Source organism: Geoalkalibacter subterraneus, assembly GCF_000827125.1.
GTDB lineage: Bacteria > Desulfobacterota > Desulfuromonadia > Desulfuromonadales > Geoalkalibacteraceae > Geoalkalibacter_A > Geoalkalibacter_A subterraneus.
In genome coordinates this window covers 38,776-61,756 of the sequence record NZ_CP010312.1, presented here as the reverse complement: position 1 = coordinate 61,756, position 22,981 = coordinate 38,776, and the positions used below count along the sequence as shown (strand labels likewise).

General features: G+C 51.7%; 20 protein-coding genes and 3 pseudogenes. 7 read left to right on the top strand and 16 right to left on the bottom strand.

Annotation, left to right across the window (positions count from 1 at the left end; genetic code table 11):
• Nucleotides 1–733 precede the first annotated feature (733 nt).
• From GSUB_RS16685 to GSUB_RS16660, 5 genes are all read left to right on the top strand, one after another.
• Nucleotides 734–3,577, top strand: coding sequence for a DUF6531 domain-containing protein (locus tag GSUB_RS16685; RefSeq protein ID WP_158414126.1), 2,844 nt, complete (start codon nucleotides 734–736; stop codon nucleotides 3,575–3,577).
• Nucleotides 3,578–3,671: 94 nt separating this feature from the next.
• On the top strand, nucleotides 3,672–4,178 hold the full coding sequence (locus tag GSUB_RS18335) for a VRR-NUC domain-containing protein (protein WP_158414125.1): 507 nt from the start codon (nucleotides 3,672–3,674) through the stop codon (nucleotides 4,176–4,178).
• A 4-nt stretch (nucleotides 4,179–4,182) separates the two neighbouring features.
• Nucleotides 4,183–4,458: an HU family DNA-binding protein gene (locus GSUB_RS16675; RefSeq protein ID WP_040202768.1), complete on the top strand. Its 276-nt coding sequence runs from the start codon at nucleotides 4,183–4,185 to the stop codon at nucleotides 4,456–4,458.
• Nucleotides 4,459–4,608: 150 nt separating this feature from the next.
• Nucleotides 4,609–5,658, top strand: coding sequence for a hypothetical protein (locus tag GSUB_RS19225; RefSeq protein ID WP_144402094.1), 1,050 nt, complete (start codon nucleotides 4,609–4,611; stop codon nucleotides 5,656–5,658).
• A gap of 221 nt (nucleotides 5,659–5,879) precedes the next feature.
• Nucleotides 5,880–6,713 (top strand): hypothetical protein, encoded by an 834-nt coding sequence (locus GSUB_RS16660; RefSeq protein ID WP_040202766.1) that lies wholly within the window; start codon nucleotides 5,880–5,882, stop codon nucleotides 6,711–6,713.
• Between the two features lie 57 nt (nucleotides 6,714–6,770).
• On the opposite strand, the gene traN is transcribed toward GSUB_RS16660, so the two are convergent.
• The 4 genes and pseudogenes from traN to GSUB_RS18850 all read right to left on the bottom strand — a co-directional run.
• Entirely contained in the window at nucleotides 6,771–9,560 is a 2,790-nt protein-coding gene (traN, locus tag GSUB_RS16655; protein ID WP_040202765.1) for a conjugal transfer protein TraN, read from the bottom strand.
• 7 nt (nucleotides 9,561–9,567) lie between these two features.
• A complete protein-coding gene (locus tag GSUB_RS16650) occupies nucleotides 9,568–10,719 on the bottom strand; it encodes a TraU family protein (protein WP_040202764.1) in 1,152 nt (383 codons plus the stop codon).
• Between the two features lie 15 nt (nucleotides 10,720–10,734).
• Nucleotides 10,735–11,373, bottom strand: coding sequence for a uracil-DNA glycosylase family protein (locus GSUB_RS16645; protein ID WP_040202763.1), 639 nt, complete (start codon nucleotides 11,371–11,373; stop codon nucleotides 10,735–10,737).
• 78 nt (nucleotides 11,374–11,451) lie between these two features.
• Nucleotides 11,452–11,571, bottom strand: a pseudogene (locus GSUB_RS18850) (transposase); the annotation flags it as partial.
• Between GSUB_RS18850 and GSUB_RS19815 the strand changes: the two are divergent.
• Nucleotides 11,554–11,757: a zinc ribbon domain-containing protein gene (locus GSUB_RS19815; RefSeq protein ID WP_435051175.1), complete on the top strand. Its 204-nt coding sequence runs from the start codon at nucleotides 11,554–11,556 to the stop codon at nucleotides 11,755–11,757. The pseudogene GSUB_RS18850 and the gene GSUB_RS19815 overlap by 18 nt on opposite strands.
• A 37-nt stretch (nucleotides 11,758–11,794) precedes the next feature.
• On the opposite strand, the gene GSUB_RS16640 is transcribed toward GSUB_RS19815, so the two are convergent.
• From GSUB_RS16640 to GSUB_RS16590, 11 genes and pseudogenes are all read right to left on the bottom strand, one after another.
• Nucleotides 11,795–12,922 (bottom strand): TrbC family F-type conjugative pilus assembly protein, encoded by a 1,128-nt coding sequence (locus tag GSUB_RS16640; protein ID WP_158414124.1) that lies wholly within the window; start codon nucleotides 12,920–12,922, stop codon nucleotides 11,795–11,797.
• Nucleotides 12,923–13,002: 80 nt separating this feature from the next.
• Nucleotides 13,003–13,743, bottom strand: a complete 741-nt coding sequence (locus GSUB_RS16635; RefSeq protein ID WP_040202761.1) for an EAL domain-containing protein — start codon at nucleotides 13,741–13,743, stop codon at nucleotides 13,003–13,005.
• A gap of 99 nt (nucleotides 13,744–13,842) precedes the next feature.
• Nucleotides 13,843–14,235: a hypothetical protein gene (locus GSUB_RS16630; RefSeq protein ID WP_040202760.1), complete on the bottom strand. Its 393-nt coding sequence runs from the start codon at nucleotides 14,233–14,235 to the stop codon at nucleotides 13,843–13,845.
• A 27-nt stretch (nucleotides 14,236–14,262) separates the two neighbouring features.
• Nucleotides 14,263–14,751 (bottom strand): signal peptidase I, encoded by a 489-nt coding sequence (gene lepB / locus GSUB_RS16625; RefSeq protein WP_084212234.1) that lies wholly within the window; start codon nucleotides 14,749–14,751, stop codon nucleotides 14,263–14,265.
• A 39-nt stretch (nucleotides 14,752–14,790) separates the two neighbouring features.
• Nucleotides 14,791–15,093, bottom strand: coding sequence for a hypothetical protein (locus tag GSUB_RS19220; RefSeq protein ID WP_158414123.1), 303 nt, complete (start codon nucleotides 15,091–15,093; stop codon nucleotides 14,791–14,793).
• A 130-nt stretch (nucleotides 15,094–15,223) separates the two neighbouring features.
• A pseudogene (traC, locus tag GSUB_RS16615) lies at nucleotides 15,224–17,617 on the bottom strand (type IV secretion system protein TraC); the annotation flags it as partial.
• A 92-nt stretch (nucleotides 17,618–17,709) separates the two neighbouring features.
• Complete coding sequence (gene traA, locus GSUB_RS16610; RefSeq protein WP_040202989.1) at nucleotides 17,710–18,021, bottom strand: TraA family conjugative transfer protein; 312 nt, start codon at nucleotides 18,019–18,021, stop codon at nucleotides 17,710–17,712.
• Between the two features lie 2 nt (nucleotides 18,022–18,023).
• The gene (locus GSUB_RS16605; protein ID WP_268747577.1) at nucleotides 18,024–18,521 is read right to left on the bottom strand and encodes a TraV family lipoprotein; all 498 of its coding nucleotides are present in this window, start codon (nucleotides 18,519–18,521) and stop codon (nucleotides 18,024–18,026) included.
• A gap of 63 nt (nucleotides 18,522–18,584) precedes the next feature.
• A complete protein-coding gene (locus GSUB_RS16600) occupies nucleotides 18,585–19,346 on the bottom strand; it encodes a DsbC family protein (RefSeq protein WP_040202756.1) in 762 nt (253 codons plus the stop codon).
• Between the two features lie 90 nt (nucleotides 19,347–19,436).
• Entirely contained in the window at nucleotides 19,437–20,879 is a 1,443-nt protein-coding gene (locus tag GSUB_RS16595; RefSeq protein WP_084212232.1) for a TraB/TrbI/VirB10 family type IV secretion system protein, read from the bottom strand.
• A complete protein-coding gene (locus GSUB_RS16590) occupies nucleotides 20,765–21,886 on the bottom strand; it encodes a TraK domain-containing protein (protein ID WP_040202754.1) in 1,122 nt (373 codons plus the stop codon). The genes GSUB_RS16595 and GSUB_RS16590 overlap by 115 nt, the downstream gene beginning before the upstream one ends.
• Nucleotides 21,887–22,080: 194 nt before the next feature.
• Between GSUB_RS16590 and tnpA the strand changes: the two are divergent.
• Nucleotides 22,081–22,308 (top strand): annotated as a pseudogene (gene tnpA / locus GSUB_RS18840) (IS200/IS605 family transposase); the annotation flags it as partial.
• Nucleotides 22,309–22,324: 16 nt separating this feature from the next.
• On the opposite strand, the gene GSUB_RS16585 reads toward tnpA, so the two are convergent.
• Complete coding sequence (locus GSUB_RS16585; RefSeq protein WP_040202753.1) at nucleotides 22,325–22,978, bottom strand: IncC plasmid conjugative DNA transfer DtrJ family protein; 654 nt, start codon at nucleotides 22,976–22,978, stop codon at nucleotides 22,325–22,327.
• Between the last annotated feature and the right edge of the window lie 3 nt (nucleotides 22,979–22,981).

The window sequence follows — 22,981 nt, the reverse complement described above, 5'->3', positions numbered from 1 at the left end:
AACAAACGTTACATTTACCCCATCTCTCTACAGTATTAAGGGAAGAATAAGAGTTTACGTCGATGGGTCTCAAATTTCCTACAAAAGCTGCTATGACGAGCAATGCAGTTACGACTACGAACAGCTGACATCTTCTCTGTACGATCCAGATCATGGAACTCACACAATTGTCGTAAAAGCAGAAAGCGGCGAAGCAATTTCGGAAAGACAGAAATATGTTGTTGTCGACAAAACACCGCAAGTCAGCTTTACCACCCCTTCTGTCGCAGAAGGACCTTTCGATATTACGGGCGAGGCGACATTTAAGCCTACCATAGACACGGTAAAGGGGACCATCAAGGCGTATATTAACGACTCTCTGGTATCAACAAAATATTGCTACGACCTAAGTTGCACATATAGTTATCTGGAGCAATCCGGTGAGCTGTATGAATTGCAACACGGAAGCTACCTCTTGCACCTAATCGCCGAAGCGGGGGGAACCTCAAGCAGTGATGAAACTTCCCTCGTCGTTGATCGAACCCCTGATGTCGATCTTATTACGCCCGTAAAAAATGCGAACTCTCCGTTAAGTATCAAAGGTGTCGTAAATTTTGCTCCCACCTCAGATACATATAAAGGCAGGATTGACGCCTCAATCAACGGATATACTTTTTCATCGATATCTTGCTACGACCAGGAATGTCTTTTTGATTATCCGCAACTTGAAATTGACCAGGGTGGCCCCTACAGTGTGAAGCTTACCGCCACTGGAGGCGGTGCCGAAAACAGCGATCAGGAAGAAATATGGGTAGATGAAATTCGCCCCCAGGATTGGCCTCGCGACACCTGCAAACTGGCGGCTCTGGGTGAGTCCACCTTCAATGTAATGACCGGCAACATCGCCCACGACCAGATGCTTTTCTCCGCCAAGGGCGGGCCTCTTGCAACAAGCCTTTCGCTCTACTACAACAGCCTTGACCGACTTGACGGATCTCTTGGCCCCGGGTGGGGCCATAGCTACGCAATTCGTCTGCACGCCAACAGCGACGGCTCAATGGTCCTGACCGATGCGGCGCAAAAGCGTTTTTACTATTCGGATGGAGCTTCCGGCTACACCACGCGCAAAGGCGATTTTTCGAGCCTGGTGAAAAACGGCGATGGTTCCTACCAGTTGGACTTTCGCGACGGGCAAACATACGAGTTCGACACAAACGGGCGCTTGAGTGCCATGACAGATCGCTTCGGAAACACGCTTTCCTTGTCCCACAGCGCCGACCAGACCACCATTATCGATCCGGCGGGAAGAACGACGGTTATCTCTTATGACTCCAACGAGCGCATTACCTCTATCACCGACCCGGCGCAAAACGTCTACACCTTCGAATATCACGCTGACTCAGGCATGCTCTGGAAAGTGCATTATCCGGCGGCCGACGCCGGTTCCGTCAATGGCACATGGGAATATCTCTATGATGCGGCAGGCTTCATGCAGTACAAGATCGACCCCGAAGGCCAGATCGTCAAATACACCTACGACGACCAGCACCGTGTCGCCTCCTCCATCGATCCCGAAGGCGTGTTCGACACCGCCGGCAACGAAAGCCCCGAGGGGCACTCCAAAGCCCTCTATTACGACTATCCCTCCCCTGGCCAGACTACCTTTATCGAGAAGGACGGCGGCCAGTGGGTCTACTCCTATGATGAAGCTGAAGGAGTGCTTCTGGCCAAGCAGGACCCTGACGGAAACGCGATTCGCTATGTCTATAACGCCGAAGGCCTGCTCTACGAGAAGATCGCCCCAGTCGATGCCGATACCGACTATGTGACCACTTATGCCTCCTATGACGCTTACGGCAACCCGCTGGAGATCACCGGCCACGCCCGGCACACCGACGGCACCAACGACCCGGCGGATTCGCATCTGCAGTACACCTACGACACCCAAAATTTCGACCGGGTGACCAGCATCACAAACCTGATGGATGACCCGGATACCGTGACCACTTTTGCCTACGCCACCGATCCGGACGGCTCGGAAGTCGTCACGGTCACCGACCCGGCGGGCAACCAGAGCGTGACGCACCTCAATGCCAAGGGGGCTGTGGCCCAGCTGGTCGACGGCGAGGGGCGCACCACCTCCTATGCGTATCATCCGGACGGCACTCTGGCGTCGGTGACCTCCCCCGAAGGGGTTGTGACCGAGCTTTCAAATTACACCGAGCTGGGCCTGCCGCAAACGATCCGAAGCGTCGGCACCGATCAGTCGGCGCAAACGACCACCCTCTCCTACGATGCGCTGGCGCGGGTTGTCTCCACCACCCAGGCCGCAAGTCCTTCATCGACCACCGTGTACGGCTACGACCTGATGGGCAATCGCGTCTCGGTCACCGATGCCGAGAATCGCACCACCACTTTTGATCACAATTACAAGGGACAGGTGACAAACATCACCGATGCTCTTTCTCAAAAGACCGCGCTTGCATACAGCGGCGCCGGGTGCCCTTCCTGCGGCGGCAACGGGGTGGACAAGCTCATTGCCCTGACCGACGCCAAGAACCAGACGACAAGCTTTCGCTATGATCCCAACGGAAACCTCAAGAGCGAAACCGATCCGCTGGGCCACACGATCCTCTACGTCTACACCGCAGGCGGAGCATTGGAGAAGAAGCTGCGTGACACCAACGGCGATGGCGAGGTCGACGGCGGTGATGAGCTGCTGGTGAGCTACCACTACGCCAATAACGGCCGCCTTGTCGGCAAGACCGATCATGTCACCGGCGAGACGACCACCTTCAGCTATGACCCGAACGGACGGCTGCAGGCGGCAATCAACCCCGCCATCGGCTACACGCTCGAATATTATGCCAACGGCTGGCTTGAAAAAGTCACCGACTCCAACGGCCGAGTGATCTCCTACGATCAATACAACGGCGCCGGGCAGAAAACGCAAATAACGTATCTGCCCGGCACGGTCGATGAGAAGACGCTGGGCTATGGCTACGACACCGCCGGTCGGCTGGAAACGATTGCCAGCGCCGCCGGCACATTCTTCTTCGGCTACGACGCACGATCTCGCCGCAGCACCCTGTCCTACCCGAACGGGGTGGTTGCAGTCTACGGCTATGCGCCCGATCGCGACTGGCTGGCGGGTCTCGACTACCAGGGCAGCGGCGGTACTCTTCTGAGCATCGCCTACCCGAGCCACGATCTGCTCGGCAACCGCCTGCAGAAAACCCGCGACGGGGTGCCGACCAGCTACGGCTACGATGACATCTACCAGCTCGTAAGCGCCGGCGCCGAGGCCTACTCCTTCGATCCGGTGGGCAATCGCACCGCAGGGCCTGCCGGTTCCGAGAGCTATTCTCACGATGCGGCCAACCGCATGAGCGCCGGTCGTGACGGCAGCTACCAATACGATGAGCGCGGCAATCAGACGGTTCGCAATGTCACCGATGGAACATGGGCGCTTGCCTGGAACGGGGAGAATCAACTGATCGAGGCCTCCAAGCCAGGCACCACAGTCACGTTTAAATACGACCCGTTCGGGCGATTCTGGGCCAACATGCCCCAGAAGCATTTTGGTCCAAAGTTTTAGCTCCTCCATTGATTCCGCAATCATTTTTTCTTTACTTAATAATTTGTCCATGCTAACTTCGACAATAAAAACAGGAGTTTTGTTGTTGGAGAGGATGAGTTTCAAGCAATACCGCGAGATCTTGAGTAAGCAGAAAAGCAAGCGTCCGCGTTCCTCGGGTCTTATTTGCAAGGATGGAGGTTTAAGCGAGGAGGGCGAACAGAGAAATCTTGCGGACTATCTCGATTCTTTGGGCGTCGAATGGTTTCATGTCCCGAACGGCGGGGCCCGCAATGCCGCCGAAGGAGGCAAGCTCAAAGCCCAGGGTGTCAAGGCTGGTGTTCCTGACAATTTCATTGTGGACCCTCCCCCTAAAGAGCCTTGGCGGCCAGGGGTGGTTATCGAGCTTAAACGTTTTGACAGCGGGCGAGTTTCACCTGATCAGGAAAGGTGGATTAAGTCTCTGAGGGAGAAAAACTGGGCTGTCTTTGTGTGTCATGGGGCCGAATCTGCCAAGGCAGTGATGCGAGAGATGGGCTATGAAACCCTGGTCTCTGGCCGGTGCCATGCTGGGAATAAAACCAATTTGCCAATGACTGCACTATGCACGAAAAAGGAGTAAAATTGTGACAAAGGAAGATCTGATTAAAGGTATTTCCGAGAAGGCCGGAGTCACCAAGGCTGACGCCGGCAAAACAATCAAGGCGATCGAGATGATTGTCCTTGAAAAACTGCAGAACGACGAAAAGGCTCTCCTGCCAGGCATCGGGACCTTTGTGGTCAAAGAGCGCAAGGCACGAAAAGGGCGCAATCCCGCAACCGGAGAAAGTATCGATATTCCGGCAGCGAAATACGTGGGGTTCAAGCCCTTGAAAAACATTCGCGAAGCTTTAAACGACTAATTCCCCAGCAGGACTCCTCTGTATCGCCCCGCTTTTTAGGCGGGGCATTTTTTTCTCTACAATTTAATTTTTTATATTGACTTTTAATTTACAACGTGAGATAATCCCCTTAAATATAGAGATCATTACTCGGACTTTAAAGGGAGATATATGAATCAGCCACAGCCTTACTTCGCAAACCCAACCAATCTCAAAGAGTTCAATGACGAGTTGGCCCGGTTGTACTTTCCTACAATCGATCGACAAAAATATGACCAGATCGTTGCCAGCAATCCTCCCGAACGTCTGGCACGGGCACTCAATCTTGCGCAGAATGACCAGGGGGCCCGCGCTTTTCTGGCTCGTTTGATCGGGGTGGATTCCCTCAATGTTCCAAGCACGCCCGCGCAGCCTCCTCGTGGCGCAATGCCCTCCAACGAGCCTCCTCCCATGCCTGCGCCTCCTCAAGGTTACGCCCAAGAGCCGCCATCTCCGCAGCAGGGAAGCTACCAGCAGCCTCCCCTGCAGCAGGGTAATTATCGCCAGCCTCCTGAGTCCGCACGCCAGCAGCCGGCATCGAATGGTCCTTCTGCCGCCCGGTCAGCATCAGCCCCATCCTCTGGTCAGGGGCAAGGTCAGGGTGGCGGCAATGTTTTGCAGGATGAAAATCTCTCTCATCATGTTTATGGCGGCAAGGCGGCTCTTTGCTTTGAAACGGACACAACCCGTGGCGGCAAAGATGGCAAAAACGCTATTTTTACTATCGCTCTTGATGGAGCGGCTTCGACTGCGCCGCGGCAATATGATTGGGCCAACAAGGTGCGCATCCAGTTGACTCGTGATGAGCTGCCCGTGGTGACCGCTGTTTTGCTTGGACTTCTGCCAAGCTGTGAATACAGAAATCATGGCGTTGCCAAGGATAAGGGATTCTCCATTGAGGATCAGGGGGATAAGCTCTTTATCAAGATTTTCGCCAAGGATTCTCCGGTCAAAGCTGTGCCGGTGACTGCGGAGGACGCCTTCTATGTCGCTCAGCTCTTTGTGCGCCAGCTTCGAAAGAATGCGCCCTGGCTCTCCGGCATGGATGTGGTCTCTCTGGTCAAGGCCGTTGTTGTTGGACGAAAGCAGCGCCAGCCGCAGTCTCAGCCTCGCAACGCCAACCCCCATGGCGGTCGGCAGCAGCCCCAGGGCGGATACCAGCAAGGAGGGGGTTATCGGTGAGAAAGAGTGTCTGCGCTCTACCGAGGCCGGAAGCGGGAGAGCCCAGGAACTTTAGTCGTGGGAGTATGTCAACATGCTTCATGCTGCAGATCTTCTTTCGGAGAAGGTTTTGCCGAAACGACACTCTTTCTCAAAAGGGATTGTGCAAAATTTAGGGGAAGATGCCGTGGAACGTCTTGTCGATTGCGCACACAGAATAGAAATTAAGGAGAAGAAAAAAAATGAAAAAAGGGGCTCTTTTTATTGCCATGGCGCTGTGTCTGATGGTGGCCACCGGATGTGCCGCGCCCAAACCCTATGTCAGTGATCCTGAAAGCTCCCATGCGCTCAATGTTCTTCGGGCGGCGGGCGCAAGGTATATCAAGGATGTAAAGGCTGAGGATTTTGAGAAGCAGAAGGTGGAAGGAGTCAAGCGAGGAGGTCCCGCAATTCCCGCCATGATTACCTTGCTCGGAGGAGGTTTTTTGCCGGCTTTGTCTTACTGGAGTGTCCATGACGATGCACCTGAAGCGACATCCTTTGTTTTTGCCTGGATGCCGGAAGATATGGCCGAAAATGGCAAGGAGGCAAACGACAAACTTCGAAGGATTGTCGCCAAGGCGTTTGCCCGGGCATTGACCGGTGAAAATGCAGTCGAGTTACCGTCCTGGTTTGAAGTTGGTGAAATCGAAGAATATTTTGTCGAGATTACGGGCAAGGGGTGTGACGGACCCAAGATAGGATGTCAGTACAGTATTTCGACTCGAAAAAAACCAGGCAAAAAAGGCTTTTCACCTGATTTTCTAGGAGGAAGTCCGGCATGGATTTTCACATTTGAGGATAAAAATGCTCCACTTCTTTATTTTTATTCTAATAAGCGTGATTTTCCCACGATCTCTCCAGACTATCAGGTTTACCTTGAAGCCAGCAAATATCTTCCGGAGTGGGTTTTTCTATATTTGGCTCCTGGTAAACATGGCTATGTTTCAGTCAGGACAGAAAATGATTTCGAGATGCTCAATTACCCGGTTGTTTTCAACCAAGGCGAAAGTTACTTTTTCGTAAAACCCGATTGATCTTAGGAGGAAGGCCTGCTGTTTCAGCGTGATTTTTGAGAACCAGCAGGCCTTTTTTCAATTTTGCCCCCACAACTCCTGCCTGGAGTCTTCTGCCGCGTTCTTCCAATCGTCAGAATCGAGTCTTTCTATCGTTCTTTCTGCCGTATTGGTTCGAGACGGGATATTTGGGTCGTTGCTATCAAAGTTAAGTTCAGATCCAGATCCTGTCAGGTCATCGATATTAAGTCTTTGATCATCAACATCAGGAAGGTTGTCGGTTATCGCCAAAATTGCAATCCACTCACTTAGATCGATTCTGTCCCAATCGACCAATTCCATTTTTTGCAGAGGAATCCCCTCGCAATTGGGGTTTTTTGCCGATCCTGGGTGGATATTGACTTCCACCTGTTTTAGAACTTGTTCATGAATGATTCTGGAGAGCGGAGATTCAAAACAGCAGTATGATTTTCTTTTTTCAACGCAAGAGCCTAAGACCTTGCTTGCACAATAGGACCCTTTGTATGAGCAGTTTTTTTGTTCGCGTTTAACTCCTAATTCGAACTCTTGTTCCTCGCATTCCCATATAATTTGAACCAAAATATTGGAGATCTGGTAGATCAAATAAGCATAACCAACAACTGTCAAGGCCGCGCCAAAGTATCCTCCGAACGCCACATTTCCATTGTTAGCTAAAGCCTCAGAAGCAATTTCACTGCCTCCCGCTCCTCCAACTCCGCTGAAAAAAGTATTAACGGCGGCGGCTCCAAATTTTTCATACACCCATTGAGCCATTTGGTTGGTGATTTGCTGTACCGTCTCCCCGATGGCGGATTGAGCCGCTGTTACCAACCCTTGCTCACCGGCTTCCTTGCCCGCGTCTAGTCCAATTCGCCCAGCGACAGACTCCCAAGCTGTTGTGAATGGTTTAGCCATGGTTTCGGCGACATTTGTTCCCCCATCTTTCAAACTTGTCCAACTTCCATAAACCGGATTTTGCATCCCCATTATTTTTTCAGCGCTGGCAAGTTTGTTCATCCCGGAAATCAACGAAATATAGTCGCCAAGCGAAACCGTCCCCGGGGTTTCACAACAATCCTGCCATCCCCCCAAGGCCATTTTGCAGGTATAGGGCTCACCGCCAAAAACCGTGCAGCCTGTCATATTTTCATTGCATTGCATGTCGTTGCCCATATAATCGGCCGCGTTCAAAAGTGCCACGGCTTTTTGAAAGTCACTGCTGGTCATGGACTGCTGCTCAACGCAGTCATTTCCCATGCAGCGAATTTCTCCCGGGCAATTGTAGGAGTCTTCCCGGGACGCCGAAGGGATACCGACGCCGTAGCCGCAATCGTAGACATCGGTTGTGACATAGCAAAAGCCTGTTGGAGAAAGTGACCCTTCTACGCACTCTGTTCGGATGAAAGCACATGAAGGATTTTTTTCAAATTCTTCGCAAGAATCAAGAACGTCTCCTTCGTTGTAAGGACAATGAACATCGCCCTGTGGGTCAGTCCAACAATCCATGTGTCCAACATTATAATCACACTGATATTCGGCTGAAGCTTTCCAGCAAACATCAGTCATTGGGTCGCCAGGGTACAGAGGAGACAAATTCTCTCTCGCAAATTCAGGCGTTATCTCTAAACCATTAATTATTTTTCCATTATCTATTTCATCACACACCCATGTAACATCACAAAACCCTTCGGGGTAATCACAGGAATCTTCCCTGATAACTTCTTCCTCGTTTTCTGTGCTATCTATTAGGCTTTCATCTCCATACTCTGAAACCTCGTATCCTATAGCGGACACATATAGATCAAGATCCACCCACCCTCTCTTGTAATCAGTTATTCCTTTGGCACAGGGGGGGGTCCCATTTCCCCTCCCTGGATCATTCAGGTCTAAAGTTACGGTCCAGCCATTATCGTTGCTCGGTTGGCTTTTAACGACTGCTGATGCTTCAGATACTGAGTATTGAAAAGAACTTTTTAGACGAACGAACGCCTCCATCCCCGAGGAAGGGAGATGGTCGGGATTTAATGGATAAAAATAGTAACTGCCCGCCATTTTTTCATCTTCTGAATTGCCTCTATTGGACCCACCCTCAAAAAATCCGGGATACAACTCTTCAACTTCACTTGGGAAAAGGTCCTTGTAATAATAGCTACTATCGAGATTATCTTCGTATATTTTGAATGATTTTATGTTATGGTCGAAACACCCTTGATAGCTAAAGACTTTTCTTTCTGGCACAGTGGTTTGAGTCACGTCGACTTTTCTTATTTTTTCACACCGATCAGGTTTTCTCAGCCTGTCACAAGTCTGCAGGTCGGGCATGTGCGCTCCCCAGCTTGTCCGGTTGATTGAGGTTATCTGCTGGCAGTCGGCAAATTCGCCACTGAAGACATCCGCAAGGACTGAATCTGTTTGCCCCCAGATCGGGTCATTTCTCATATCCGGATGGGAACGAGATTGTCCTGACTTGACGACACGGTAAGCCTCGCCGGTATTGCTGGGGGAATCTCTTAAGAATTCGAGGGTCGTCTCCGTTGCTCCGAATATCCCGTTATTGTCTCCATAAAGAGAGTCATGGGATTCTTCGTTGGGGTTTTGATCCAGTTCCTGAAAGATCTCTCCGACATTTATGTTCATGGTTGAAGAGGAATCTTGCGGGTACAGGGTTATGTTGCCCGAGCTATCCGCGGTTCCCATGCGATTAAAGTCCGGCATGAAACTCTCAGCGGAACTCTGTCCCTTGTTGGCGGCATCGGAGAAAGCATCAGCCCATGCGGGATAGGCAATGGCCCAGTTAAAAAACATCAGGACCAGGACAGATACGGTTTTTAAAGCATTGCGTGGCATAAAATCATCACCTCAGACAGCAGTCATTCCAGCGCCACAGAAAATACGAGTAGTCTTCTCCAACTGCGGGGATAGAGCGCCACTCCCCCCAGGTAAACGTGCTTTCGCCAATAAAGTGAGATCCTTTAAGGGTAATGTTGGAGGCACCATTATTGGGAGCCGGGTTGCTGGAATCCTCATTGCTCTCATCGCTTCGGCCGGACATGCTGTAGTCGCCCTTAACTTCGGCCAGAGGGAAAAATTGGGACATTTTGTATTGGGTTTTGGGGATGGTGGGGAAAATCTTGCCTTTACACATGGCGTCATCGCCCATGGTCAGCCGAGCCAGCCCGCGTCGATGCAGAGCTGCAAGAGAACGTGTTGCAACAAGGCTTGATTCGCGAGGAGCGGACGCATTGGTCAGAACATTGCCGGTGAATGGATACAGAGAGCCCCAACAGCCTGCAGTCCAGAAAAATTTCTTTATGGGGTTTCCTGTGGTTGAGGCTACGCAGTCAACAGGCTGCATGGCTTGGGCAACAGGCAGCGCGGCCCAGGCTGTTTCCGGGGCGAGGTGGAACGCCAATTCATCGTCCAGCCACGTTGGATCTGTTGCGGAGATATACATCAGGTCCATATCCATGAATCCGTCTTTGTTGCAGTATTCGTCTACAAAAAGATCCATGATGACCAGCAGAGGAAAAGCAAAGTAGGTATAGTGGAAAGTGGATTTTCCCGTGGAATCTTTTTCCGCATCGCCTGATCCGCCAATGGCGCGAGGAGAGCTTCTCAGCATGACTCCGCCAAGGGATGGGGCACACCACGGCACGCGGGTCACATCGATCACCCGGGCTGGCTCAAACATGCCAAGCTGAGAACCAAGCTCTGGAACCCCATTGTTATCAAGGCAGTAACACATGGGTCTTGCCGGCGCCGCACCGTCTGGCACATCTCCTCCCCCGACCGGCACGCCCGCAATGCGGATAGGAAACAAGGTCGACCAGGAGACATCCGTGATCAGTTTGCCACTTAAGAGTTTGTTGTCCGGGCAGACCGGATTGATCGATCTACTCTCTTCGGTTGCCCCTCCATTTTCAGCAAAAGTGATGAAAGGGGCGGCCAGTCCTAATAATAGAGAGACGATTGTGGCAAGAAGCGTTTTATGGATTTCATGAGACATCAGGCGGTCCTTGTCCTATTCGGACGCCTTTTCTGCAAGGCGAACGACCGTTTCAAAATCTTCAGTGAATTGCTGCCAAACACTGTTGCCCGCAGCCTGATAGGTCAGCCGGCTTGGATGATGGGTGACTACAACCTGCGGGCAGCCCGGCAGGAAGTTAAGTCTGGATCCGTTAGATTCCCGGCGGATTTGAGCAAAGGAGTTTTTCCCCAGGTCCATTTGAGGGCACACCGATTTAAGCGCGGTTGCTCCAAGGAGAAAAACAACTTCTGGACGACAGGCCTGGACCAGCCTTTGCCAGTGAGAAAGACAGCGCAGGCGCACGTTTTCCGGCGGATTATGGTTTTTGATCCGATTTTTTGAAGTATTTTCAAGATTGGTACACATCACCACATTGGCGATATAGTGTGGGATCTTGGCCAGGCCTGATCTCTCCATCTGGGTCCTGAACCTTTTGCCGGCCGTTCCCTGGGGAGCAAGAGGCCTTGACGCGCTCCACTCGTTCTTTGCCGGAGCCTCAGCTAAGACCAACACCTTGACCATATCGAGAATTTCGCAGTTCGATTCGCCTGGGACAAAAGCATGGATCTTCCCGTCGTTGCTCGACCAGAAGGGGCATTGCCAGCAGTTATTGAAAGATTTTTCTAAAACCATCACTTGCTCCGTCTTATCTGGCGCGCCGTAAAACCCGGTCAGTTCACGGCCGGGATATAAGGTGCTGACCGCTTGCGGTCATTGCCGTTGTTTTTCGATGTACTGCCTGATGATGGAGATCGGCGCGCCGCCGCAAGAGGCGGCGAAGTAAGACGGCAACCAGAGTCCGCCTTTCCAGTAGTGCCGCCCGATCTCCGGGTGCTATCCCTTCGGGACCGGGAGTGGACCTGTTCACGTTGCGCATCGCATCACGATCGAGACGCGAACGCCGCCATCAATATCGAGCGCGAAGGCCTTCGCCTTTTCGCTCACCAGGCGGGGGCATCGCCTGGAAGGGGAGGCTGCGTAAGACCCGCCTCGCAAGAGGTAGGCCGCAGCCGTTGATCCTTGAAATCCCGGTCTGTTCACGGCCGGGAGGATGTCAAGGCAATAAATCGGTTTCGGGCGGATATTCACGAACAACAAACTGCTGTCCTTCGGCACTGACTGCGGCCGGGACGTTTTGCAGATGGAAAGTCTGCGCCAGGTGATCCTGAAGAAGGTAGACCGGATGCCCTATTTTTTCTTCCAGACTTTGGTAGGCCTTCCAGCCGTTGTCCCTCGGGATTGTGGTGGTGATAAACTTGGTTCTGTATTTTTGCCCGTAGAGATGCCCCATTTTGATTGCCGCCTCAACTTGTTTGGGCTCGCTGCCGTTGAAAACAATCAAGGCGAACGTCGGAGGCATGACTTCCATGGGGTTGATGCGTGTGCCCTTTTTGACAATAATGTTGCCTTTGTCGTCGGTGATATCCTGCTGCGCCTCATACAAAGGTTTGAACGCATAAGCTCTTGGTTTTTGAGCGGTTGGCAGGTCGGTAAACTGATAGCGCTTCCAGTATCGTTGCCGAACCTCTTTTTTCTTTTGATCCCAGTCGATCTGCTTTAGCCGTGAGGCGATCTCATCCATCAAGTTTTTCTCGGCAACAGGCTCTATCGGTCCATGGGTGCCTAAAAAACCAGTCTCGCCCTGCTCTATTTTCTTCATTATCCATTGCGGGTCTGTCACACCTTCGACCCAGGCCACGGCCTGATCATGTTCTTCAAGCATTAGGGTTGGCGCATTTTCGACGCGGTACTTTTTGTATCGCATCGGGTCAAGGTAGACGGCCGGAGCCGATTCAATCTCCTGAGTCAGTTCCGCCATGATTCTAATCGCATCGTTGATGCGTCTTGTGCCGTCTGGCAAACCGCTTAGAGCAAAGATGACGTTGTGTTCAGATTCGGATAAAGAGCGAACCAGCTCTTTGATTTTTTCCTTGTTCCGGACTTTTTTCCCCAGGGTAAAAAAGACAATGACTTTTTTACCGATCTCAACGTCAAGACTTTGGGAGAGAACATCTTCCCCCAAAGATTCTTCCGCGATTTTTTTTGATTTTTCCCACATCTTGCGGGCGATCTGCTTGTCCTTTTCGGACACAGTGGGAGATTTCAGATCCAAATCGCCCAGGATTTGTTGCTGTTTTTGCGCATCGCTCATGATGCTAAGCGATTTTTCAATCCATTGCATGTCTTGCTCGGACAGGGGGTCTTGAGCCCCTGCAGCGAACGCAGCGCTCAGAAGAAGCAGGACGAGAGGGATTATTTTAATCAAGCATGCGCGCATGGTTTATCTTCAATGACAAGGATGTGTTCATTGGGGTCAATTGGTTGGGGAATATGGTAGCGAAACCCCTGCACCAGAAAAATCGAGGTATGCGCTTTAAGCCATGCCTCTTCCTCTTCTGTCTCTATGCCCTCTGCAATCATCAGGGTATTGGTCCCTTTGCACATGGTTTCTATGGCCTTGAGCAGATGGCCTCTTCGGGCGTCATGCTTGGCGCCAACCAGCAGGTTGCGATCACATTTGATATAGGTGGGGCAAAGCTCAATCCATTTCTGCAGATCGGCAAAGCCGGTACCGAAGTCGTCAAGGGCCAATTCCACCCCTTTGTTCTCCAACGGAAACAGCTTTGTTTTGATTGCCTGACAATCGACAATTCGCTCAGATTCAAGAACCTCGATTACGATTCGTTTTGGCTCAAGATTGATGTCGTTGAGAATTGTCAGAAATTCCTGGGTGTCAAACTCCTCGGAGAGAATGCTTTCAGGAAACATATTGAGAAAAAGCTTGCCGCCCGGGTCGTTGGCGGCAAAGACGCGGCAGGCGGTCTTCATGATCTGAACATCGATGCTGGCAAGCCGCCCCTTGAGCCGGGCAAAGGCAAAAAGATTGATTGGGGATTCAACAGGTGACCCGACTGGACCACGAATCAATGCCTCTCGGGCAAAAACGGACGTTTGCCCCCGACCTGTGATCATAATTTTTTGAAAGTAAACTCCGAATTCCATAGAAACCCGCCTGTGGTCTTTTCGTTTGAAACGAGTTGAAGGATTGATATTTAGGCCGCACCCATCGAGAATCAGGTGGGTGCGGCCTAAATATTGCGATTATTTGGCACCCATGCTGATGAAGGCCAAAATTCCCATAATCGGCAGATAATAGGCCGCGACGATGGGCCGCCAGAGCGCTTTGGCATTGAGATTGTGAGGGACGTCAATTCTCATCTCCCCCACTCCATCCTCTTTAATCGCGCTGGAGTAAAGACCGGCATAACGCTCCTGCATATCGCAGAAATGGCCATCGGTAATCCAAAGAAGCATGCACAAAATTACACCCAGCCCAAGTTTGAGGCTTGTTCCAGCAACCGATACCGGCGCAATCATGCTGAAGGCCAGAAGAAGGCTCAGCGAGATGGCCGCTGTCATTCGAACCGCCAGGGACTGCCAGCCATAGCGACGGATGTTTGCCTGAAGACTTTCGAGATGAACCTGCTTTTCCATTGTTTCTCCTTTTTGTGTTGTGTGTTTTTAAAATAAGGGGTATGCCTGCCCCACAATCTGTTCCGAAGAAATGGGCCCCCAGTACCTTGAGTCAAAAGTGCGAGGCTGATTGCCCATGACCCAGAAACGCATCTCTTCAAGAACCATTTCCCTGTCAAAACTCGGTGTGACCTTCTTTTTCTCTTCTATTTTTGAAACCACTTCCGGGTCGATCCTTCCATAATCAACTTCGGCATCGTTGATAAACATCTGCCCCTTTTCTATCCGAATGCGATCTCCTGCGGTAGCCCTCACCTCCTTTATCATCAAAGTGCCCGGTTCGAACCAGGGACGGGTGCGTTCATCGGCGTAAAAGGCCACAAAGTCTCCCAATGCAACGGATGTGTCTTTTTTGTCGATGACAAACAGTGTGTAGGGCAAGCAGGCCTCTTCTTGCGCCTCAAGCCCGAACGAAAATCTCGACGTTGCAAGATGAAAAACCGTAACGGTTAGAACGATTGTGGCAATCGCCTGCAAAGCGAAAACTGAAGTTGGCTTCTTTTTTTTTTAAACACGTCAATCTTTCCTTTCTTCTTTTCTGGGGACAAAATAAAAATCTGGAGCGCTCAAAACACTTTCTGCTTCAAGGACAACAAACCCTTGATCTTTGAGTTCGGCGGCAACCTGGTTGGTTTTATCAAGGGCGATTTTGACAAACTCCTGCTCTTTGTCCGTGCCTTTGACCTGCTCAAGAGTCATGTCCATAATCTTGTACTTATCCACTATCGCGATCGGCATTTCAGCTTTTGCGCTGTTGTTTTCGTTGAGATACCAGCCTGCGCCGGCCCCAATCAGGGCGGCGAGGACAACAAGAACCATCTTTTCGAAAAACCCTGACAAAACCTACACCTCCCTTTTAAGCGGCGTTTTCATCATCGTCATCATCAACCAGAGAGTCGACTGGCAGGCTGGTATAGGGCCCCTTGGTCTTGTCGCTGGATCCATCCTGCTGCCGATTTCTGCGGCGCAAAATCTCGTTGATCGCCTCATCCAGCGGATACCCCTGTTTGAGCAGCGTTTCGATCTCATGGACATCCTGGGGGGCGGTTGAATAAAGAAGCTGCTTGAACGGTTCGACATAGAGTCTGCCGACAGCGACGGATTGATCGGCAATCAGAAAAATCTCCGAATACTGTCCCGCAAGGGTGTGAACAGTGCGCAGCAGTTCGAAGCCATAGTCCCCCACATCGATGCGCTTTTGTTCTTTGAGTTGGGCAACCGTCTCCTTGTTCTGCCCGAGCAGGAACTTAAAGGAGCTGTTTTCCGCAATGGCAACCCCGTTGGGGTTGTTATAGAGGTCGTTCATGGACTGTGTGCAGATAATCAACGAGGCTCCGTATTTTCTGAAGCGGCGCACCGCGGCCTCGATAAAGTCGGCGATATCGCCGCGCTTGAGAAGATCCCAGGCCTCATCGATGACCAGCACCTTGCGCCGGTCACGGTCTCCTAAGAAAACATCGTTGGAAATCTGATAGATGGTCTGCAGCAAAACGACCTGCTGCAGATGCTTTTTGCCTTTGAGTTCTTCGAGTTCGATAACGGCCAGCCGGTCGCTGAATTTGACGTTGTTTTTGCCGTTGAAGAAATGCCCGTATTCTCCCTTGGAGGTAAAGGGGAAAAGCTGGTGTCCGATGTCACGAATGCGACCTCTGGGATCGTTGTCTTTTTTGAGTTCTTCGGCTAAAAAGTCGATGTTTAGGTTTGAGCCCTTTTTGGCCCAGCACTCGCCGAGAACGCGCCTTAGTCCCGAAGACTGAAAGTCGCTCAACTGCTCGGTAGGCGCAGCCATCGAGGCGAGAATACCCACGAGCATGTCAGCTTCTTCCTCATAGTTTTGGACCACATCGAATGGGTTGAGACATACGGGGGAGTCTTCACCGAATTCCATAAACTGCCCATCGAGATGAGTGCAGAGCTTTTGGTAGCTTCGTCCCACATCGATAATCCAGGAGCGGCCACCGATGGAGAGATAGGACAGAATTATTTCGTTGGTCAGGAAGGATTTTCCCGACCCGCTTCGGGCGGCAATGACGCAGTTGTAATTGGTGGAGCTGTCAAACAGACACAGATTCATCAACTGCCCGTCACGACCAACAAAGTTAAGGACCTGAGATCCTGTCCCTTTCCAGCCGGCAAAGATCGGAAGCTGGGTGATAACGTGCCGTGTGGCCATGGTGCGATAGCGAAAAAGCTCGTTGATCACATCTCTTTCTGCGCCAAAGGGCATATTGTTTAGCGCCAGGGGCAGGCAGAGATATTTATCCTCCATGAGTTGATAGCCGCTTTCACGCCAGTAAGTTCTGGCGTTGGAAACAGCTGCATCCTCATTGTCCTTGTCGGTAAAAAGAGTCATCCCAAGGTAGAGCTTGACCACGCGATCACCGTCATCAAGGGCATCGAAAAGAGCGTCGAAGGAGTATTTTTTGTCCGCCAGGCGTGGGGACCACTTCAGAAGCGGCCCATAGGCCTGATTGGTCACCCACTGTCTTTCTTTCTCCATCCGGCCCCGAACTCCTTCTGAATCGGGGAACACCAGTGAAGCTGTCAGAAGGACCCTTTCGCGAATCCCGCGAGAGCCGGTCATGGGTTCGGTCAGAAAGCGACGAGCCATTCCGAGAATCGAGTATTCAGGAAATTTTTTAATAGAGAGCGTCTTGACCCGCGTATCTCCGAAAAACACCCCCTTGCGGTCTACCTTGACCTCGGTATTGAAATCGAAGATCTGATCGCGGATCAGGGTGTTTTTGTCCCATCCGCTGTCAACATTGCCGCGCCAGGACGCTTTGGGGCTTTGATTAAGAATAGAGGACATCAACCGGATATATTTACCCGGATCCAATTCCTCAATATCCCTGATGCCTGATGTTTCCAGAGACTGGCGGGTGGTGCGCCGCAAGATCGCCGCGTTTTCAAGTTCCTTGTCAGTCGGGATGTGACTTTTTGTCGGAACCTTCACGGTCACAATAAGCTGGATGTTGCGCAGACGCAGATTTCCGGCTCCTGCGAAAGGCTCCTCAGTTTTTTCGCGCAGAAATATCGCTCGCTCGGGACGGACCTGCCCCAACAGGCCTTTTTCGGCAATGCCCATGGTAGTGTAGGCATACAGAGTATCTTCGATGTCGGGAGAGGTCCAAAGGCTGAACTGAACAATCGTGTTTGTTGGCCAGTCCTGGTTGAGTAAAACATTGAGACGGTCTCCGGCCTTTTCGTCTGCCCCATACATGGGTTGGCACAAAAAACCAAAGCCTATGGTGTCTTTTTCGAGAAGAAACAGCCTGTCTTCTTCGGAGAAAGCAAGCGCAGGGAGAAGTTCTGCGGCGACGTCTCGTTTATAGCTTTTCATAAAAAAGCCCTTTTCATTCTACAATTCAAAGAAGGCGCACCCTGCTTGCACAAGCGTTGGCCGGCAGCAGGATGCGCCGATACAAAGAGGGGTTAAATGGTTGCGCTAAAGATGGTCTCCACGATGCCTTCGGCATTGTAGACCCCAAGGCCTGCGCCGATACCAACCGCAAAAGCCATCAGCGACTGGCGCACAATCCCCGCGACAACCCCGACGATTATAAATGCCAGGGTAATCAGCTTGCCGACCGAACCTTGGGTCCAGGTGGTCAGCTCGGTGTAAACGTCATCAAGAGGACCGCCTACGCCGCCGGCCATCGCGATATCAGGGACCACTGAAATCGCAGCCAGTAGCATCAGGCAGAGGGCAAAGGGTTTTGCCCAGTTGCGTTTTTTGTCTTCCATGTTCACTGTCTTTCTTCTCCTTTGTTTTGGGTTTGCGGCACGATTGACTGATATTGGGAAAAATCGGCCGGTTTGTTGTTTTTGCCTTCAGGTTGTCTTGACCGGACGTCAAGAGGTTTAAGAGATGCAGCCCTTTTTGGAGCCTTCTCCCCCACCATCCAGCGCCTTTGTTCAACTTCCGAATAAATCGTGTCTCCGGAATGCAGAGCCCCGTACTTATCCTCCCAGGAAAAGACTGTGATCCTGATGACCTGGGCCGGAGTCCTGATCGGGATAGAGCCGTTCGTATCAAGCATGCGTTGGGCGATTTCGTCACGATGCAGAGTTTGAGCAGGAACTGGCATCTGTGATTGTTGGTCGCTTTTTTTATTTTCCTGCGCCTGCAGCTGTGCCTGAATCTCTCCATCGAAGTCTGTGAGGTTGTAAACGTCACGGGCAGACATGCAATTGACGCCTTCGGGGAAGCCTTCGCACCCGTAGTTGCCGTTTCCCAGACCCATCGAGCAGCCACTGGCCAACAGGCTCAACAAGACCAGTGCTGCGAATTTGAGGCCCCGCCTCATTTATTCACCTCCTTCCAAAAAAGCTTTAAGATCTCGGGGTGCTCCCCGGCTTACACGTTTGTCGTGCGAGACCACATAGGGCACACCTTTGATGCCAAGAATTTTTGAGCTGATCAGGCTTTTGCGGACCCCATCGAGGTCACACATCTCTTCTTTGACAGGGAGAAGGTCGTAGTTCTCACTCATAAGGGCCTGTGTGGCCTCTTCGGGATACCGATCTGCCGCACACGCCACCTGTTTTGTGTGCTTGACCGACTCCGGGCCCATAAACGGCAGTGGGATCAGGCGAAAGGTGTATTCGGAGGCAAGCTCCGGCATCTTTTGCATCAAGGTGTGGCAGTGGGGGCAGCCAGGGGCGACAAAAACCACGACCTGCTTATCTCCCGAGCCGTAGTCAAGGCCGAAGAGTTCCTGCACATCGAGTCCGACTTTTTCGAAATCGAGCCGATCCATGGTGTCGGTGAGCTGCTTGACCGAAGAGATGGTCTGCCCGCTCCACAAATCGTGAAGCTCGCCACGCACCATGTAGCGGCCATCGATTGAGAGAAGAAAAGTCTTGCCGTTGGCCTCAACCATCTGAAACCCTTCCGAGGGAATCATCTGCATGGCATCAACCGCCTCCTTGTTCGGGTCGACCATCCCCGGCGGGAGGTTCTTCATGGCGGTGGGAAGCTGCTCTGCCGCCATAACGGGCGCGGAGATGGCCGCAAAGGCCAGAATTGCTGCTGCGATAAAGTTTTTACGGAAATACGTTGTTGTCATACCTTCTCCTTTTTGATTTGCATTCTATGCGTGTTTTTTGTCGACCACCTGTTGAATAAAGTCCTTTTTTGACACTTTTTCGACTCTTTTTCAGCCTCCGGAAACCATCTTGAGCTTGGTGCCGCGCGTCATCAGGAAATCGATTTCGCGACCGGCATCAATTTCAATGATGGGAAAGATGTTTGCGGCCATGTCCATATAGAAGTCAGCCAGCTTCTCTAATGCGTCACCCACGCCCCGGATCCCGGCACTTTCCAGGGCCTGTTGTGAGAAGTTCTGCTGGAAAACTTTTGAATCTGAATCGGAATTGGTGACCAGCGTGGGAACAGGCGTTGACGAGAACACGTCGCTGAACCCATCCATAAACCCAGCCATAAGCGCACGCGCCAGGAACTGTCCCTGCTTGCTGACCAGGCGCCCTCGCACACCGGCCTTTCCGTCTTCGCCGGAGGCGAACATATCGATGGGTGCCTCGATCACGCCGCCATCTTCGCGCACACAGGAGATCAGCTCCGAACGAAGGTAGGCACGCTCCGAACTCAAGTCCCCGTAACCAGAGGCCACCAGAAAGCACTCGCGCACATCGGCACGATGGCGGTTGGGCAAGATGGCCTCCTTTTTAAGGCGAAGCACAACCGGATAAGGATTGCTGCGAGCGACCTGGGCGGTAGGCGCGTCAAGGCCGGTCAGAAGCGTTCCGCTAAGAATTGAACCGGCAGGGATAAAAAATTCCTGCGGCTCTTCTTCCTTTTCTTTTTTTTGCTTTGGATCTTCCTGAGCGGTGATAACGCGAAACTGAGTCTTTTTCTTTTTGGATGTCTGCTGCTCCTGTCCAGCTGTACCTTGAGCGGGGGCAGCCGATTGATTTTCCCAATCCACATCGTAGAGCTGCGAAGGATCTTGTGTCGATCCCAGAGGTTGCTGTCCTTGCGATGAAGCGCTTCGAGGGCTTGACACATCACCTTGCTTGCCCTGTTGAACTTCAAGGAGGTTTTGCATGTTCTTAAGTTTTTTGTTGTAGATCTCTTCAACCCTTTTCACCGCTTCTGAGGCAGCAGCCCGGCTGACACGCTCTTCATCGAACTCCACAATTTTCTTGCGGTCTTCCTGCTGTTTTTCGATGCGTTTATTGAGGTTTTCGTTTTGCTGCTGCATTTTGGCGATTTCTTTTCTCAGGCGACTGACTTCGCTGGTTAGCCCTTGCAGGCCCTGCTCTCTGACGTTTGCGCCGGTAAAGATCTCCTTTACGACGTCATCACGCGAAACGCGCTCTCTGCGCGTATCGGTATCGCCAGAGACAAAAATCCACAAAATGCCGATAAACGCTGTGGCGATAAGCCCGATTGAAAGCCAGCGCCTTTGCTTGGCCGGGATTTTTTCCATCAACGAGCTAAATGCGCTTCTTTTATTCGAACTCATTACCGAGCACCTCCCGACTGAGAAATCAAAGATGGCCGATGGGGCTTTTGTTCCTCCGGCGAGGGGCGACGGAAGATCGTGTAGAGTTCTGTCGCCTGACCCGGTTCGAGCCATACATAAGGCCAGGGAGCCGCTGCAAGCATCCCGCGCTGATAGCAGGCCCGCTCGTTGATCTCGATGGTCTGGTCGGAGATATTGGAAATCTTGCTGACCACGACAAACATGTTGTGTCCGTCAAGAATCTGTCCTGTCTCGACCGTTACCCCCGGGATATCGCAGGTAATAACCGGATCTTTCGCCGAAGGAAGCCTTAGCCCGTAGCCCTGGGGCGTGTTTTGCTTTGCGATCTCAACCATCAGCTTCTCGAGCATACGGGTGTATTCGTCCTGGACCTCCCACTGCTGGGCGGCAGCTTGTGAGAAGCCTATGGTTTGGCCTTCTTCGCCTGCGACAAGGACTCTGACTTCACGGGGAGGAATGGCGCGAGGCACAAGCGTTAGCGACAACGCCTTGGTCTGATCACCCTCTTTCTCCGTTACGAACATAGTGATCAGGTCCTTGCTGTCGGGGGTGACATAGACGATGGACTCATCGTCAGCATCCACTTCGATCGCAGCACTGGAAGCGGTGTGAACCTTAGCCGTACCAAAGGGGGTGATCAGTCGGTTGGTATGGTTGTTTGCCACAGGCAAGATCATGTTCTCGCCGGGGTAAACCTCGATTGCGACCCGGGTGCTTTCCGGCTCCTGCTCTGACTTGTTCGATTCCTGTCCCGGCGGGATGACAGCTTTTGTTTTCTTTGACACAGAAGGCGCGGGCGTCGATTGACGATCTGCCGTTTCTTTTGCTTCGGCCACCGTTTCCTTTAAGACCCCAGGAAGTGAGAGAGGGATGGACTCCTCTTGTCCGTCCGCGGAGGGCCTGATTTCTGTGACCCGTGGCGTGGAAGAGGAAAAATCCGGAGTCATCGAGGGGCTTTTCTGGTTCTGGCCAGACGTATCGATGATTGATTTCAAGGGTACGCCGGGCAGATCTTGCGCTGTGGGCGCGGCAAAGGCTGCACAAGACAGCGAAAGCAAGTAAAGCGCAGTCAGAAATGTGAACGTGGTTTTTAGTTGCATACAGCCTTTCCTCTTGGAATTGTGAGATTTTTCACTGCATATTTTTGGTTTTCGGGGGGAACGCGAGAAATATCTTGCCTTAAAAATTTCCAGAAAAACCTTTGAATAAACCCCTTTTTTTGCCCTTATTTAGACGAAAAAGCCCCGCACGATGTTTGTGCGGGGCTAGTGGTTGCTTCAGGAGGTAAAAGCACATTCGGAGTTGTGTTTTCCAGATTCACGCGCACTTGGTCTTCGTGACGCGCTACCGGCGGGACATCTTTTCCCCGGCACACTACGAAACCATGCGGGAGGTGTTCGCCAAGGTCTGCGCCGACTTCGGCGCCGAGCTGGTCGAGACGGACGGGGAGAGGGATTACGTTCATCTCCTGGTGAATTATCCCCCCACCGTTCCGATCTCGAAACTGGTGAACAGTCTGAAAGTTTTTCTCCTGTCAGTTAAACTCGTTTATGGACATTGGCCAGACACAACCACATAAAGATTGCGATCACCATAAAAACAAAAGGCGTTGTCATGGGAGGTGGCGCAATCGGTAAAAAAGGCAACGTCAATAGGATGAAAATTGAGCCGTAGATTCCCTTAAGTCCCGAGGAGTGCGCCAGGGGGCTTGAGAACGAAAATCTCCACTTACTGATTTCCCGATGCGCCACACTGTCGATACCGACTGCGAGCAAAAACGGAAAAAGATACGGAAGCCAGGTAGTAATAACAGCCACGCGGTAGTAGACGAGATAAAGAACAAGCCATGTTGTATCCAGGCGCTGCTCGCTCCATTTGCCTATCCCGCGGTCGTCAAATTGAAGATCGCCTTCCTGGTCCCATTGCCCAATCAGAAAATCGTAGGTGGCATGCAGCATGCCGGTTTCGATAAATGAGGCGACATACCATGCGTCTGCATCCGCCTTTATCCTTTTTGCGGTCTTTTCTCCCAGAGAGGAAGCCACCACCTGTTGTTCTTTTTCCAGAGCAGAGGCGAGCATCGTCTTTGGTACAAAAAGAAAAACAAGTCCAAGTACGACGAGAAAAAAAGTCAGAAAAACGAAAATCGGGTGCCTTGGTTTTTGGTTATTTTGTTTTTCTTTCGACGGCATCTG

Coding starts and splice junctions, on each gene's coding strand:
- GSUB_RS18335 (WP_158414125.1), top strand. CDS start 3,672: ATGAGTTTCAAGCAATACCGCGAGATCTTGAGTAAGCAGAAAAGCAAG.
- GSUB_RS19225 (WP_144402094.1), top strand. CDS start 4,609: ATGAATCAGCCACAGCCTTACTTCGCAAACCCAACCAATCTCAAAGAG.
- GSUB_RS16660 (WP_040202766.1), top strand. CDS start 5,880: ATGAAAAAAGGGGCTCTTTTTATTGCCATGGCGCTGTGTCTGATGGTG.
- traN (WP_040202765.1), bottom strand. CDS start 9,560: ATGCCACGCAATGCTTTAAAAACCGTATCTGTCCTGGTCCTGATGTTT.
- GSUB_RS16650 (WP_040202764.1), bottom strand. CDS start 10,719: ATGTCTCATGAAATCCATAAAACGCTTCTTGCCACAATCGTCTCTCTA.
- GSUB_RS16645 (WP_040202763.1), bottom strand. CDS start 11,373: ATGGTTTTAGAAAAATCTTTCAATAACTGCTGGCAATGCCCCTTCTGG.
- GSUB_RS16640 (WP_158414124.1), bottom strand. CDS start 12,922: ATGCAATGGATTGAAAAATCGCTTAGCATCATGAGCGATGCGCAAAAA.
- GSUB_RS16635 (WP_040202761.1), bottom strand. CDS start 13,743: ATGGAATTCGGAGTTTACTTTCAAAAAATTATGATCACAGGTCGGGGG.
- GSUB_RS16630 (WP_040202760.1), bottom strand. CDS start 14,235: ATGGAAAAGCAGGTTCATCTCGAAAGTCTTCAGGCAAACATCCGTCGC.
- GSUB_RS19220 (WP_158414123.1), bottom strand. CDS start 15,093: ATGGTTCTTGTTGTCCTCGCCGCCCTGATTGGGGCCGGCGCAGGCTGG.
- traA (WP_040202989.1), bottom strand. CDS start 18,021: ATGGAAGACAAAAAACGCAACTGGGCAAAACCCTTTGCCCTCTGCCTG.
- GSUB_RS16605 (WP_268747577.1), bottom strand. CDS start 18,521: ATGGGTCTGGGAAACGGCAACTACGGGTGCGAAGGCTTCCCCGAAGGC.
- GSUB_RS16600 (WP_040202756.1), bottom strand. CDS start 19,346: ATGACAACAACGTATTTCCGTAAAAACTTTATCGCAGCAGCAATTCTG.
- GSUB_RS16595 (WP_084212232.1), bottom strand. CDS start 20,879: ATGGCTCGAACCGGGTCAGGCGACAGAACTCTACACGATCTTCCGTCG.
- GSUB_RS16590 (WP_040202754.1), bottom strand. CDS start 21,886: ATGCAACTAAAAACCACGTTCACATTTCTGACTGCGCTTTACTTGCTT.
- GSUB_RS16585 (WP_040202753.1), bottom strand. CDS start 22,978: ATGCCGTCGAAAGAAAAACAAAATAACCAAAAACCAAGGCACCCGATT.